This window comes from Solidesulfovibrio sp. DCME (assembly GCF_049995385.1).
Taxonomy (GTDB): Bacteria; Desulfobacterota; Desulfovibrionia; order Desulfovibrionales; family Desulfovibrionaceae; genus Solidesulfovibrio.
In genome coordinates this window covers 161,527-176,329 of the sequence record NZ_CP188261.1, presented here as the reverse complement: position 1 = coordinate 176,329, position 14,803 = coordinate 161,527, and the positions used below count along the sequence as shown (strand labels likewise).

Genomic DNA, 14,803 nt, shown 5'->3' with positions numbered 1-14,803 from the left:
CCTGCGCCTTGGCGTCAATTCGTCTGGCTCCTGGCCTGGGCAATACGGATAAGGCCTGCCCGGTCGACCTTGCCCCGTTGGGACAGGGGCCATTGGGCAATCCGGTGAAAGGACGCCGGAATGGATTCGGGATCGACCCGGGCGGCCACCAAAGCGCGAAGGGTTGCCTCTCCAGGGTCGTCGCACCTCTGCTTGAGACAATAGAACGCCACGGGAACCTGGCCGGCGATGACGTCGGGCACGCCCACAAGGACAGCCTCCGCAACGGCGGGATGTTCGAGCAGCACATCCGTCACAAGCGCGGAAGCGACGTTGATGGCGTTGCGGACGATCACATCCTGGACCCGGCCCCGGAACCAATAGTAGCCGTCTTCGTCCATGCAGACGAGGTCCTGGGTATCAAACCACCCCGAACCGATGGCTTGATGGGTACGCAACGTGTCGTTCCAATATCCAACCATCCAGTTTTTCGTACGCACCAGCAGGCGGCCGGTTTCTCCCTGTTTGACATCGCGTCCGGCCGCATCCACCAGACACGTGTCAACGCCGCAAAGGGGCTTGCCCATGGCCCCCATTTTTCGAGGACCATTGAGGGGATGGGCGACGACGAGCCCGGTCTCCGTCAACCCGTACAGATTGAGCATGGGCTTTCCCGTCGTCTGCTCCGCCTTTCGAACCAATTCTGGCCCTGGATGATCCCCCGTCGTTATCCAGAACCGGACGTGGGAATGGTCAACCGAGGCGGCGGCCGGATGCTCGAAAAGCCGGCGGGCCAAGGCGGGCATGACGACGGTGTATGTCGGTCGTGCCTGGGCGTAGCGCTTCCAAAACATGTCGCTGTCCGGCTGCCCGGCCAGGACCACGGTTCCCCCGACGCGCAACATGGCCAACAACTGATAGACGAGACAGGGTGTCCGCATGGGGGAAAACACCAGGAGCGTTTTGTCCTTGTCCGTCAGCATCAGTGTGTTGACGAGGTGTTCAGCCCGCTCCACAAGACGAGCTTGCGTGTGCACTATCCCTTTGGGGCGTCCGGTCGTGCCGGAGCTGAAAACGAGCAATCCGAGGGGATCCTTGCAGAGGGTGTTTCCTTTTGGGGAATTATTCGGCTCAAGGCCCATGAGATGGGCATAATCCGTGCTCCCGGGGGCTTGCCCTGCCGTGAGAACAACAGCCTCAACTTGCGAGAGCGACGCCTCAGGCAAGGTCGAAAGCAACGTATGGTCCGTCACGAGAGCTTTTGGACAGGCATCTGACAAATATAAACCATGCAATGAAGGAGGGGCATCAAGCGGCAAGGGGACTACAATCAATGAAGCACGGCTTGCGGCGAGAAACGCCATGACGAGTTCAATGCCGCTTGGAAGCAATAAAGCGATCCTGTCACCAGATTGCAGCCCTAAAGCACAAAAACCAGCCGCCAACCGATTCACATCCATGGCAAGGCGGCGATACGTCACTTCCTGATCGTCGGTGGCCACAGCGATGTGGTCAGGCATGAGGGCGGCGGTGCGCTCAACAATATCCCAGATCAGCATGCCAACCTCCCAAACGCTCAAAGGAGAATGGCAGGGAACTTGTACACGACAAACCATGGCAAGTTCCCTGCTTTTCGAAGTGCATAGAGAAAAATGCACGTCGAAGACTTTTCGCGGCAGCCAAGGCCAAAAGCCTCGTCAACCCCAAAGCCGCCTAACTAGTTGTCATATTGGCCAATCGGATCCTTCTTGAGATTCTTGGCAAGCTGCGCACGCAATTTTGTACTATACGTTGCGCTCTTAACCTCGCCAGTGCGATCATTGCATTTTATCTTAAGTTTTATATCATCAGACACATTGACGCTATATACAGTCCAGACTCCATGGTTCTTGATCTTTACATCAGGGCCAAAGGTAGCCCTCATTCTATTCAAAGTGTCTTGTTTGTTTCTGTCGGATACCCGGATTATTCTGGCATAATACTGCCCATCGACAAAAGCATAGGAGATGGCCGGACATGCGTCTTTATGCACCTGAAGGCGACAATTTCCAACGTAGTTATAATATGAAATGCCATCCGCTTGTTTGTATAGAACAAAATTTCCATCATCTATGTCTGTGAGCTTTGCGCCAAAATCGAGCTTGGTGCAATCAAACGCATAAGAGATGTTACAAGTGCAAATTGACAAAAGGAACAGGCAGGCAATGACAACCACTCGCATAGCATTCTCCTTTTTAGCAATTTAGACTTTATTGAATAAAATTCAAGATATGACTAATATCGCTCACAGTGCCAAGCACTGTCAAGCGAGAAGGTTTCGGCAACGAGTGTACCTGGGGCAGATTTTATGCGGCGGATGATGCTGGCCGCGATCCTATCCATGACGGCATGTCCAGCGCATGGCTATCATACTTGCCAGTGACTATGATTATCACGGCTCTTGTGCCAAGTTTTGTCTTGTCTGGCTGCCCGCATGGCACTATTCCGAATCATCAAACAAATAAATAACTTTATTTCTACCCATATTTTTGGCGGAATATAGTGCCTTATCCACTCGGATCAGCATATCTTCAAATGAAGTATCACAAATACTTATCGCAGCAACACCAATACTAACAGTAAAATTCACAACACAATTGTTGTCTGACGCCACGGAAATTGAGTTTTGAATGATCTCCCGCAACCGCTCAGCATTTGCAACAGCACCTTTCCCGCTGGTCTCAGCGAGGACCACCACGAATTCCTCACCACCCAGGCGGCCAACTGTGTCTTGCTCCCGTGCGTTGGCAGTCATGGTGTCAGCCAGGGCCTTGATGACGCGGTCACCAGTGGGATGGCCCCATTGATCATTGATGGCTTTGAACTTATCAATGTCGACCATGATCAGAGACATCCGCTTTCTGTAGCGAAGACTCCGAGAAAACTCCTGATTCCCTACCTGGACGATGTGCCTACGATTGGCCACCCCCGTCAGCGGGTCTGTAGTCGCCAGTTCGCGCATCTTATCCCGTTGACTTACAGTCACCAGATGAGTGCGCAGCGCAAACGAGTATAATATTATTAACCCAAGAAATCCTGCTGAAAGTTGCCATGCGCGCCTCGTCCATTCGCTCAAACTGTTCGCGAGGTCGAAGCCTACCACGAATACGAGCGGAATGTTTTCTATCTTGCTCAGACCATAAATTCGCGTCCTTCCATCCAGAGGGGAAACAGCGACAAAGCTAACGCTGGACCTCTGCTCTGCCATACTTATTGGCCCTCTCAACCCTGGTAATTGCTTGCCGATCTCCGAGGGTAGGGGCGGATTGCGAGCCAAGAGAAGGTCGTCGCCATCCGCTATCGCCAATATGTCATTTGCAGAAACGGGAAAGGACATTAACCACTTCTGTGCTTCGCTGAGATCGAACGCGGCCAAAGCTCCGTAAAGGAGGTGCCCGTTCGGAGAGACATACGGCCTTGAAACGAGAATAGCAGGACTTTTCGACACAGATCTGCCCATGGGAACATATTGAACGTAGGCACGATCTTCGGGTATTATCGAGGGGTCGACGCAGAAGGAAAGGTTGCTTTTTATATTGACCTTAGTCCGGTCCGCCGCCGCCCTAAAAATACAATTCTGGTCGTATAGAGCTAGGCCAATAACGCCCGGCACAGTCGCACGTTTTCCATCCAGCCAAAGAGACAGACGTGCAGAATTTTGCAACTCCCCATTGGGTTCGTTGATTTCTTCGGGAGTCACTTTGTCGAGAATATCGCGAAGAACATACTCTGCAGAGATGATTGTGGTACCGAACCATTGGCTCATAAATTGGCTTTTCTGAACCGCGAGGTCCAATCTTTCAGCAACTATCCTGGAGCGCCCTTCAGCAAGATCGATGCCCAGCCAGACCCCGACAACGGCGAGAAGAACGAACATGGTTCCGTAGATACCCAGTGTCGACGGCAAAAAATACTTTGCCGATTTCTGCACTCTTTTGTCCACACTTCATCCTATTCCGGCTATTCCTTCCAGATGCTCTTTCTTTAACAGTTAGCAAACATCGCATCTTGCGACAATGGCTAACATTCCTATCCGACCCGCTGTTGTCCCCTGTTCAATTTTGGGGTGGGTATCCAGGGCAACGGCCAAGCGGGATGAATGGACAGGACTAGGTTGTGTAGACATTTACCGTAGCCAGACAGCTATCGCCGCCACATGGAGAAACGACAAGTATGCGATGGCCAGCTTGTCATATCGTGTGGCAATTCTCCTAAACTGTTTGATCTTATTGAACATGCGTTCGATCGCATTTCTTTCCTTGTAGATATGGCGGTCATAATCGCGAGGCATCTTCCGAAGAGAACGGGGCGGGATAACAGGCTCGGCCCCTTTCGATCTGATGGCATCAACGATAGCCTGCGAGTCATATCCCTTGTCTGCAAGCACAAAATCAGCTTGTTGATCTTCTATTAAAGGCAAAGCTTGATTATAATCCGATTCATTGCCACCTGTAAGGATAAATTTTGTTGGACAACCTAATGAATCAGTTGTAGCATGGACTTTCGTGGAGAACCCACCTTTTGATCTACCGAATTCCTGAAACTGCTGCCCCCTTTGCGCCAGCGGCATGTTGATGTGCCCGAACAATGGTGCTGTCAATCATAAGCCATTCCGTATCCGCATCAGCTGCTAAGGTGTTGAAGATCATTTGCCAGACGCCATTTTTTGACCATCGAATAAATCGTTTGTGTACTGTTGACCACTTGCCATAACAAGTAGGCAAGTCGCGCCATGGTACTCCGGTCTTGGCCATCCACATCACCGCGTTAAGGAAAAGCCGATTGTCTTCCGCCGTTCTTCCTCTATCACCGGCTTTTCCGGGAAGAGCGTCCTTTATCTTGTCCCATTGCTCATCAGTAATGGTGTGTCGTAGCTCCATTGTATCCCTCCTGTAGAGAGGAATAGCATGGGACAGATCAAATGTCTACACGGCCTAGGAAGACCGACCGGCTCCGGGTAAATACCAGCCCCTGTGACTCCTTAGGCCCAATCCCATCCTCATGCCACTGCCGCGTCAAGTCGCAGCGAATAGCCAGAACCAAGGGACGAAATAGATGTTGACTCTTTAGAACGACCGGTCTAATTAGTCAGCCATGAAACGCATTCACAGTAAAGACACGCTCCTCCAGGTTGGGCTCGATCTCGTATGGAGCAGAGGGTTCAACGGCACCGGTGTTGAGGCGATTCTGAAGGAAGCAAAAATTCCAAAGGGTTCATTTTACAACTTTTTCTCAAGCAAGGAAGAATTTTCCCTTGCGGTTATCGACAAGTTTGTTGCAGGCAGGGCTGAAGTGCTCTCCCCTATTCTTAACGATGCGTCTTTACCACCGATTGAGCGTGTCAAAAACAGTTTTGAAACCATCATTGAGACCGATGCACGGCAATTTACGATAAAATCTTGTAAATATATGCAGTTGGTGTATATTTTCTCCATCGAAATTGATGGAGGCGAGCATGAGCGAACGCACTTCTTCCAAGCCCGGCATTGCCGACTACGTTGTTGCCCGTCGCAAACGCAAAGAGTGCTTTCTCGACGAGATTGATCGCCTCATCGACTGGAACCCGCTGGAAAAGCTTTTGCGTAAAACGCTCAAGCGGGTAGTCAACGCCGTGGGCAATCCGGCTTATCCGCCGCTTCCCATGTTCAAGATCCTTCTGCTGCAGCGGTGGTACAACCTCAGCGACACGGCGGTGGAAGAGGCTCTGTACGATCGTTTCTCCTTCGTCCGGTTCGTGGGCCTTTCCCTGGATCACGACGAGGTGCCCGACGCCACCACGATCTGTCGCTTCCGCCAGAGCCTCGTTGAGCGCAATGTGCAAAAACGTTTGCTGGACAAACTCAACCACCAGTTGCAGCGACGCGGCCTCCTGGTACGTGAAGGAGCCATCGTCGACGCCAGTGTCGTGTCATCCGCGCGCCGGCCGCTCAAGGTGCTCGATGTCCTCCCGCAGGATCGCCAAGAAGACAACGATGACGGAACGGATGTGACGATCAGCTATTCCGATGATGCCGAGGCGGCCTGGCTTCGCAAAGGCAACCGAGCGTTTTACGGATACAAAATCCACGCCGCCACGGACAACCGGGACGGCTTTGTCCTCGGCGGCCATGCCACGCCGGCAAACCGGTCCGACACGGAGGAATTTGTCGCCGTCCTGGATGAGGTCGACGCGAAAGCCGGCGAGAGCATTTTTGCGGACAAGGGATACAGCAGCCAACTCAACCGCTATGTGCTCCAGGTTCGAGGCCTTGCCGACGGCATCATGTACAAGGCTGCTCGCAATAGGGCGCTGACCCCTGCGGAAAAATTTGCCAATCGTCAAATCAGCAGCGTCCGGGCGAAAGTCGAGCGCGCCTTCGGCACACTCAAGCGCGGCTATGGATTTCACCGCGCAAGGTACCTCGGACGGGCCAAGGTCGAGCTGGAGTTTCTCCTCAACGCCATGGCTTTCAACCTGAAAAAAGCCGTTCTAAAGGCAGCCTGCTGAGGATAGATGTCTCCTTTGGCGGCGGAAGCGGCCAAAGGAGGCGGGAAACAGCTTTGTCGCTGCGGAAAAGCACGGGAAACCGCCGGTTTTACGCTCAAAAAAGTCCCGAAAGGCGGATAGCAGAGACCTCAAAGAATTTGTGCAGCGGTCTCTTGTAAGCCATATCAAATAATTCATTTATTTCTACGCTAAAATATTCATTCCCCGGACTATTCTCTAGGTTGTGTAGACATTTACCGTAGCCAGACAGCTATCGCCGCCACATGGAGAAACGACAAGTATGCGATGGCCAGCTTGTCATATCGTGTGGCAATTCTCCTAAACTGTTTGATCTTATTGAACATGCGTTCGATCGCATTTCTTTCCTTGTAGATATGGCGGTCATAATCGCGAGGCATCTTCCGAAGAGAACGGGGCGGGATAACAGGCTCGGCCCCTTTCGATCTGATGGCATCAACGATAGCCTGCGAGTCATATCCCTTGTCTGCAAGCACAAAATCAGCTTGTTGATCTTCTATTAAAGGCAAAGCTTGATTATAATCCGATTCATTGCCACCTGTAAGGATAAATTTTGTTGGACAACCTAATGAATCAGTTGTAGCATGGACTTTCGTGGAGAACCCACCTTTTGATCTACCGAATTCCTGAAACTGCTGCCCCCTTTGCGCCAGCGGCATGTTGATGTGCCCGAACAATGGTGCTGTCAATCATAAGCCATTCCGTATCCGCATCAGCTGCTAAGGTGTTGAAGATCATTTGCCAGACGCCATTTTTTGACCATCGAATAAATCGTTTGTGTACTGTTGACCACTTGCCATAACAAGTAGGCAAGTCGCGCCATGGTGCTCCGGTCTTGGCCATCCACATCACCGCGTTAAGGAAAAGCCGATTGTCTTCCGCCGTTCTTCCTCTATCACCGGCTTTTCCGGGAAGAGCGTCCTTTATCTTGTCCCATTGCTCATCAGTAATGGTGTGTCGTAGCTCCATTGTATCCCTCCTGTAGAGAGGAATAGCATGGGACAGATCAAATGTCTACACGGCCTAGTTCAGAATCAAAAACTCCTTCACCTTGGTAGAATTTTTCGGCGTACGATTCAAAACTTAATAAATTCGATTGCAAAATGCCTTCTATTTTTTTAATATCTATGCCAGATTTTTTCAGGTTATTTGCAAGATTTGCTAAATTGTCAAATTTAAAGTCTGAGAATTCATTGTCTATTTGCATCACTTGCCTTTGCTCTTCCAATGCATTTGTTTCATATTTTGACCCAAAGCATTCTTCACTATGATTATTTATCACACTATTTTCAATAAAATTTTCGAGCATAGCGTTGCAAATATGTTCGATTTCCCGGACATTCCCAGGCCAATTATATGAAAGCAAAGACAAGACCGCTCCTTTTGTAAGGTTTCTAATTGTTCCTGGGTTGATATGGTTAATGTAATAAAGTATGTCACGCCTCCTTTCATGTATTGGAGGTATGAAAAAAGTATTGAATCTGTATATGAAGTCGTTTCTAAACTTTTTCTTGTCGGCGTTAGATGTTGCTACTATTTGTGCCTTAAAAGGAATGTTTGTAGTTGATCCAAGTCTAGAAAATATTTTATTCTCAATCACCATTAGTAACTTAGCCTGGAGATGCTTTGCCATTTCACCGATTTCTTCAAGAACAATTACTCCATCTCCAATTATTTCAAAGTACCCCAGTTTAACATTAAAAGCCGTGCTGTGCGCCCCTCTTTCAAAACCAAATAGTTCTGATTCGAGAAGCGTATCTGGTAAGGCAGCACAATTTACGAATAGTACGTTCTTATTTGTAGTAATTTTTTGAAACTCGTATACAAAAAACTCACTAAACAAACTTTTCCCAACCCCAGTTGGGCCATGAATTAGTAATGGTCGGCTTTTACATTCTAAGAAGTCTCTTATGATTAGCTGGCAGCGAATAGAAAATCGATTAAGCGAATTATATAGGTCTGGAGGAACTACCCATTTCCGAGGTTTCCATTCTGCATTTGTAATCTTCCCCTGTTTTTTGCTCATAGTATACCCTTTTGAACGTTTTTTATGAGATTAGGTTCAATTTCAATAGTGGTCAAGTACAAGAGTTGTACTCGTATATACTTACAAAAAAAACCATCGTTGAATAGGTTCGCTCGCGGAATCCTAAGAAGTCAGATGGTTATCCGGAATAATTGGAAATTTATCAACCAATTTATTCCAACTCACAGGGGGGGGTGTCCGGGGCGAGCGGAGAGGGGGATAGGGTAGGACCAGGAGACTAAAAGGGCCGAGTAGCAATCAAGCCCTATATGCCTCATCCATCCAGTTCCTGCGGCATTCTGGATGAATCACGTGCAGCCATGCCTTCTCATAGTCAGAAATACAAACGCGGGAGAGGGTCAAAAAGGCAACCAATGATCTTGCCGATCAAGCAGAAGAATTTATTGACTAAGAATACATAAATGAGACCTAATCTTTCTGCAAAAAAATAAAATATTTTGTCAAACTTAAAGATCCTTTTAAAAAATCACCAGAAGAAAATTTCAAATTAATGGCCAAACATGTCAGCAAACATCACGCTTCGACGCAATAAAAACAATGCAATTTAACGCAAAAAGAAACCAATACTGACAACACCCACAACAATACGTCGGTCGGCAAAGCCAGCCTACGAAATTTTTAAAGCAGCTAACTCATGCTACTCAAAACCATCCAAAAGTTAGTGTTAATAATTTTTGCAGCAAGAAATTTTAAGCGCTTCTTATATTTGACTTGACGAGCATCGAACAAACGCTACTATCTCCAGAAATAGATATCGTTTGGAGGTCAAGACATGCCTATTGCAAAAGGCCAAAAGATCGAAGCCAAATATGACGGAGAAAAGCTCTACGGCCTTATCAAGGCTGGCAGCAATGAAGCCCAAATAATGGCCGAGCTTGGCATTCAGTCGAAGCCGACTTTAAAGAATCACCTGCTTAAACTCATGCAGGAGAAAAAGGAGTACCTGGAAATTGCTGGCGCTTCGACCCGGACCAGAAGCAGCTCTCCGGTTTATCGCGGCGGGAAGATCGTGTTGACCGCTAACATGCTCGCTGGGGTCGAGTTCGAAGAAGGGCAGAAGTTTCGGATCGAGAAGAGCGACGCCGGATTGATGCTGATCCCGGTATAGCTGGCATCGGACACATTAGGAAGAAGGAGAGGGCCGGCCCGGGCGAACCATGGGCCAGCGCAGCTCTTGGACTCGATTTCAGCGCTGACTGTCGCCCGGATCGATCACAACCTGCTGGAATCGCACACCCGGCCTGCTGACGCCGCTTGTCGTCTGATTTTCTCAGCCCACACACCCGAAATGTCCGAAAGTCCATCCCAGACCGACATTCGGGTATTCCTTCAGCTCTCACACCGCAAAAAAAAAGGCCCCGACTGAACAAGCCGGGGCCAGTAAGGTTATTTTACTTTAAAAGACTTATGGGTTGACGATTGCGCCTCGACTATGAACGTAGAGCTTGTGTTTGCCACACATGCAGCTTGCCAGATTTTATTTATAACTGGCCTTCAAGTGCTCTACTGCGAGGGAAACTCTCCGACAATTGATTCACCCAATGGCATCTCCTCCGTTAGGGTTGCTAACAACCTTCACTAGGGACACGACTAACATATAGGCTCGCGGCCCAACGCTGTCTAGTGCTTTTTTTGAGGTGAATTCAGGCAGGCTGAAAAAAGCTCAGCAAGTTCGCTGAGGAATCTGTGCGCATTTCCCTGACGATGGGGCAAGCCCTAGAGAAATCGGTCATTCACCCTAGGGGGTCCACCCTGGAGCGGGGATGGGACCGGGGAGACTAATCCTCCAGGCCCAAGGGAAAAGCCCAGGAAGGGGGCCTACCGCGCGATTCCAGGGGGTGTCTGGGGCGGCGGCCGGGGACGAGGATGGGGCAGGACCAGGAAGACTGACAGGGACGGGTAGAAACCGTGGCCCTGTGGTCCAGCGGGCGACACGGGACAGGCCTAGGAAGACCAACCGGCCCCGGTAAAATCCCAGACCCTGTGCCTTACTCGGCCAGTTCCTGCGGCTTTTCCTGATGCCGGGTCAGTCAAAACCACCGTCAGCAGCAAAACGGGGTCAGAAATTTTTCAGAGGATGCACCCGAAAAGTCCAAATGTCCAAATGTCCAAAATGGGGGGGGAGGGGGCGACCTCTTGAAAATCCCACAAGCAGCTGTGGTCTTTTTGCTTGTGTAACTATAGGTAAAATTAGAGAATATTTTTGGCAGGAGCGAAAAAGACGGAGGGGGGGGGCGACCTCTTGAAAAAAATTCAAGCGACCGGCGAATAGTTTCTTGGTCTAACAGGTGGGCTGGCAAATGGTTCTGCCCTGATACATACCCGCCAAAACCTTGAGTTGGCGCGCGTTGGCACGGGGCCAAAGAAAAAGGGGTCACCGATTTCTCGGTAACCCCTTGGCATTCTTCTTGGTGGAGCTGGAGGGAATCGAACCCACGACCTCTTGAATGCCATGCCAGCAGCCCATTGAAATTATTACCTTTTTTAAAAAAATTGCAAAAGAGCCACACAGCCTTTGTTGGCTCCTGCCAACAGTCACCAGTAGGTCTGTGGCGCATCAGCCAACGGACAGCCAACAGGCTGCCAACGGTAGCCAAAGCGTCTGTGGCTCGCCTGCCAACGGTCATGTTGGCGCGTTAGTGGCTGTGACGTAGTGCGCCTCGTACCGAAGATTGACCCTTTCTGCAATCCATCCTATTCAGCAGTCCTGAGTTGTAAAGCCCCCTCTTCCTTGACAAGTTTATGAAATAAAATCGTTGCCTTAGCTAGAATAGGCACGCTTAAATGCATAACAACCCAGGAATGTTGAACTTTTTCGAATAAAATGTGAGTTGTAATGACTTGGAAAAGCCGATTTCAGAAATTATTCCCCCCCGACATACAACGGCGAGGCGAGAGCTACTTTCGACGGCATGCCGTTGGTCTCGACAAGGCCACTGATTCGGAAATTTCTTCTATTGTAACAGGCTCACAAGATTATTTTGTCGAACTAATTGATGAGAGCAAGTCTGGCACCTCTGCACAGGCGCTGTGCGAATGTCCCCATTTTAAGCGTGGATATCCTTGTAAACATCTTTGGGCGACCATCCTTGCTGCTGATGCATTCCTTGCAAAGGAAAAGACCGTCATAGCCAATGTTGCCCAGAGCAAGCCCAGTACTCCTTGGCGCTCCCTCCTATTTCCAGGCCAAATCGACAAATCAAATCGCCGAAACAGGTGGGAAGGTGTACCGGGCGAGTTCATGCTTCGCTACGAGCTTGCCATCACTCGCTCTAAGATCACATTCTCTGCCCTTAAGCATAAGGTTCTGAAGGATGGTGGATTAGGCAGACAAGTCCAACCGGCTTCCCATGACATTCTGAACGAACAAGACCTGCCGCGAGCAGACCGGTCTGTCCTTGAAATGCTTCTATCCCTCTATTACCGTAGCATGTATGACGGGAACCACTGGTCGAGAAGCTATTCTACGCGTAAATTCGACAGTTACAACTTAGAGCCAGTCTCTATGAAAATGTTGCTCCCTAATATAGCAGCAACTGGTCGTTGTGTTGTCTTGCTAGACGGGCAAAAGATAGCTGACCCTTTGCGTCTTGGCGAACCGTTCGAAGGTAAATTAGAGTTTACACTTGAGCCAGATTCTCAGAGCAATCGCAAAAAATACCTCGTCTATGAACCACAAGTTCACATTGGAGATTCAACTGTTCCATGTGCGCAAATTCCTATTTTTCTGAATACCGATCCTCTGTTTTTCATTTTCAAAGAACACCTGCAATCTCTCCCGGGCCCATCCATAGAATGGGTGAAACAGATACGCAGCCATAAGCACAAAGTTAAAGTACCAAAAGATGAAATAAAAGAGCTCTTCCAAGCTGTTGATGCGACCGACGCCCCTACTGACTTGGTTGTCCCTAAAGAATTGGAACCAAAGGCAGTGCTCGGAATTGAACCGCAACCATGCTTGGAAATTGAGTTTACCAATGATGAACATGTCGCGCGACTTTGGCTGGACTATGATGGTTCCGAGATTCTTTTTGACGATGCCCGGTCCGCAATTTTAGATATTGAAAAATGGACCCGCACTGAACGCCACTCAGAAATTGAAAAGACCTTTTTCAAGCGCATAACTCAGTTGGGATTCGATTCCAATGGAGCCGGGTTCACCTTGCCACAGGCTTCGTCATGGCAGGTTCTAAATAGCCTAACACCCCTTGTGGAAGATGGTTGGGCCATCCGCAGTCGGGACAAACGCAAACTTCACGCCGGTAAAATTTCTGGAATGCGCGTCACCAGCGGCCTAGACTGGTTTGAGCTGGAAGGAAGTGTTGCTTTTGGTGATGTAATTGTGCCACTGCCAACGGCGATGCGCGCATTTCTGCGCGGTGAACAAACTCTGCCCCTACCCAATGGCGAAACGGGTATTCTGCCACAAGAGTGGCTCGCCGCCAATGCTCCCGCCTTGTCTATGGCTGACACAACCCGTGCTAAGGATCTCAACCTACGCTTCCATTCAGCCCATGCATTGCTCTTGGATGGCTTGTTAGCCGAGTCCGGGGCGGTGTCCATGGACAACGGGTTTGCCGAAAAAATACGGCGCATGAAGGACTTCTCCAGCATCTCGCGCTTCACACCACCAGCAAAATTCCAAGGGGTATTGCGTCCCTATCAACTCGAATCTCTGGGCTGGCTTGATTTCCTGAAGACCTTCGGCTTCGGTGGCATCTTGGCTGATGATATGGGCCTAGGCAAGACTGTCCAGGTTCTCTCATGGATTGCCCTGGAAAAGGAACGCGGGGAATCGGGTCCGAGTTTGGTCGTTGCACCCACCTCGCTGCTTTTTAACTGGCGAGACGAGGCAGCACGATTCACGCCCGACATCCGTGTCCTTACCTACGCCGGCTTGGACCGATCCATCCACATTGATTCCCTCGAAAAACACGACCTGATTTTAACTACATATGGTCTGTTGCGGCGCGACGTGGCGATCCTGCGAAAGGTGCCCTGGCGGTGGCTAATCCTCGACGAGAGCCAAGCTATAAAAAATCCTGATTCCCAGACTGCCAAAGCCGCGCAAGTGGTTTCTGCGGAGCACCGACTTTGCATGACTGGCACCCCCCTGGAGAACAAGCTCGATGAGCTATGGTCACAACTCCATTTCTTGAATCCTAATATGCTGGGGTCAAGAACTGGTTTCGACAACCGATTTTCTAAACCCATCAGCCAGGGTGACGAGGCTACTAAGAACTTACTTCTTCGCGTCATCAAGCCTTTTGTACTTCGACGGACAAAAGAAATGGTGGCAGCAGACCTGCCGGAGAAACAAGAGTCTATAATCCACTGCGAAATGACCACGCCTCAAGCTGCGGTCTATGCTCGACTGCGTGATCACTATCGAGCTGAAATCCTCAGCGCCGTGGATGAGTCAGGGTTGAATCGTTCGAAAATGAAAGTGCTGGAGGGCCTTCTCCGGCTGCGTCAGGTTGCCTGTCATCCCGGTCTCGTCGGCGAGGAAGCTGCTGGTTCGGGGAAGCTGGAAGAGCTCATTCGCTTAATTCACGAAGTCGTAGAGGAAGGACACAAGGCCCTTATATTCTCCCAGTTCACGAAATTCTTGGCGATTATCCGCAAGCGGTTAGAAAGCGAGGGGATAGCCTACGAGTACCTTGATGGCCGGACCCCTCCCAAAGCAAGAGAATCACGGGTGGCTGCTTTCCAAGATCCATCAGGTCCGCCTGTCTTCTGTATTAGCCTTAAGGCAGGGGGCGTTGGCCTCAATCTGACGGCAGCCGACTATGTGTTTATCATGGACCCCTGGTGGAATCCCGCTGTAGAGAACCAAGCTGTGGATCGTACTCATCGTATTGGCCAAGACAAAAAGGTGTTCGCCTACCGGCTCATCTCTGGGAGTACCATCGATGAAAAAGTTCTCAATCTACAGCAGGACAAGCGTGAACTGGCAGAAATGCTGGAAGATGGAGCAACATCAATAATAAGCTCATTGACCCGAGAAAACTTAGAGCTACTACTCTCTTGATACATGAGATACTCTAGTCACCGCTCGCTTGAAATCCTTTCAAGCAATCCCCCCTCAAATTTACAAAATTTTTCAAATAAAAACATATAGATAAAAACAAAACAGGGGATCGCTTGAATTTTAGTCAAGAGGTCGGGGGTGGGCGAAGGATCGCTTGAATAAAACATCAAGTGTCCGAAAACGCGTCTTTTTCAAGCATCTG

10 protein-coding genes are annotated in these 14,803 nt (G+C 49.7%); 4 read left to right on the top strand and 6 right to left on the bottom strand.

The window, feature by feature from the left end; genetic code table 11:
* Positions 1-14: 14 nt before the first annotated feature.
* The 4 genes from ACP59X_RS00825 to ACP59X_RS00810 form a co-directional block, all read right to left on the bottom strand.
* Positions 15-1,538 carry a class I adenylate-forming enzyme family protein gene (locus ACP59X_RS00825; RefSeq protein ID WP_428563661.1) on the bottom strand — a complete coding sequence of 508 codons (1,524 nt, stop codon included), beginning with the start codon at positions 1,536-1,538 and terminating at the stop codon, positions 15-17.
* Between the two features lie 158 nt (positions 1,539-1,696).
* Complete coding sequence (locus ACP59X_RS00820) at positions 1,697-2,200, bottom strand: hypothetical protein (protein WP_428563658.1); 504 nt, start codon at positions 2,198-2,200, stop codon at positions 1,697-1,699.
* Positions 2,201-2,458: 258 nt separating this feature from the next.
* The gene (locus ACP59X_RS00815) at positions 2,459-3,961 is read right to left on the bottom strand and encodes a GGDEF domain-containing protein (RefSeq protein WP_428563656.1); all 1,503 of its coding nucleotides are present in this window, start codon (positions 3,959-3,961) and stop codon (positions 2,459-2,461) included.
* A gap of 183 nt (positions 3,962-4,144) precedes the next feature.
* Positions 4,145-4,898 (bottom strand): IS5 family transposase gene (locus ACP59X_RS00810; RefSeq protein WP_428560910.1). Its coding sequence is split into 2 segments (ribosomal slippage): positions 4,145-4,571 and positions 4,570-4,898, totalling 756 coding nucleotides; the frame shifts between segments, so codons are not numbered across the junction.
* A 214-nt stretch (positions 4,899-5,112) separates the two neighbouring features.
* Here ACP59X_RS00810 and ACP59X_RS00805 point away from each other — a divergent pair.
* Together ACP59X_RS00805 and ACP59X_RS00800 are read left to right on the top strand one after the other, a co-directional pair.
* Positions 5,113-5,562 carry a TetR/AcrR family transcriptional regulator gene (locus ACP59X_RS00805; RefSeq protein WP_428560908.1) on the top strand — a complete coding sequence of 150 codons (450 nt, stop codon included), beginning with the start codon at positions 5,113-5,115 and terminating at the stop codon, positions 5,560-5,562.
* Entirely contained in the window at positions 5,474-6,505 is a 1,032-nt protein-coding gene (locus tag ACP59X_RS00800) for an IS5 family transposase (RefSeq protein WP_428560906.1), read from the top strand. The genes ACP59X_RS00805 and ACP59X_RS00800 overlap by 89 nt, the downstream gene beginning before the upstream one ends.
* A 233-nt stretch (positions 6,506-6,738) precedes the next feature.
* Here ACP59X_RS00800 and ACP59X_RS00795 read toward each other — a convergent pair.
* A protein-coding gene (locus ACP59X_RS00795) for an IS5 family transposase (protein WP_428558424.1) occupies positions 6,739-7,492 on the bottom strand; the annotation gives its coding sequence in 2 pieces (ribosomal slippage) (positions 6,739-7,165 and positions 7,164-7,492; 756 coding nt in all).
* Between the two features lie 37 nt (positions 7,493-7,529).
* Positions 7,530-8,549 carry a sigma 54-interacting transcriptional regulator gene (locus ACP59X_RS00790; RefSeq protein ID WP_428563654.1) on the bottom strand — a complete coding sequence of 340 codons (1,020 nt, stop codon included), beginning with the start codon at positions 8,547-8,549 and terminating at the stop codon, positions 7,530-7,532.
* Positions 8,550-9,342: 793 nt separating this feature from the next.
* Between ACP59X_RS00790 and ACP59X_RS00785 the strand changes: the two genes are divergently transcribed.
* Together ACP59X_RS00785 and ACP59X_RS00780 are read left to right on the top strand one after the other, a co-directional pair.
* Complete coding sequence (locus ACP59X_RS00785; protein WP_428563652.1) at positions 9,343-9,678, top strand: hypothetical protein; 336 nt, start codon at positions 9,343-9,345, stop codon at positions 9,676-9,678.
* Positions 9,679-11,406: 1,728 nt separating this feature from the next.
* Positions 11,407-14,601 carry a DEAD/DEAH box helicase gene (locus ACP59X_RS00780; protein WP_428563650.1) on the top strand — a complete coding sequence of 1,065 codons (3,195 nt, stop codon included), beginning with the start codon at positions 11,407-11,409 and terminating at the stop codon, positions 14,599-14,601.
* Positions 14,602-14,803: the final 202 nt, after the last annotated feature.

Coding starts and splice junctions, on each gene's coding strand:
- ACP59X_RS00785 (WP_428563652.1), top strand. CDS start 9,343: ATGCCTATTGCAAAAGGCCAAAAGATCGAAGCCAAATATGACGGAGAA.
- ACP59X_RS00825 (WP_428563661.1), bottom strand. CDS start 1,538: ATGCTGATCTGGGATATTGTTGAGCGCACCGCCGCCCTCATGCCTGAC.
- ACP59X_RS00780 (WP_428563650.1), top strand. CDS start 11,407: ATGACTTGGAAAAGCCGATTTCAGAAATTATTCCCCCCCGACATACAA.
- ACP59X_RS00805 (WP_428560908.1), top strand. CDS start 5,113: ATGAAACGCATTCACAGTAAAGACACGCTCCTCCAGGTTGGGCTCGAT.
- ACP59X_RS00790 (WP_428563654.1), bottom strand. CDS start 8,549: ATGAGCAAAAAACAGGGGAAGATTACAAATGCAGAATGGAAACCTCGG.
- ACP59X_RS00820 (WP_428563658.1), bottom strand. CDS start 2,200: ATGCGAGTGGTTGTCATTGCCTGCCTGTTCCTTTTGTCAATTTGCACT.
- ACP59X_RS00800 (WP_428560906.1), top strand. CDS start 5,474: ATGAGCGAACGCACTTCTTCCAAGCCCGGCATTGCCGACTACGTTGTT.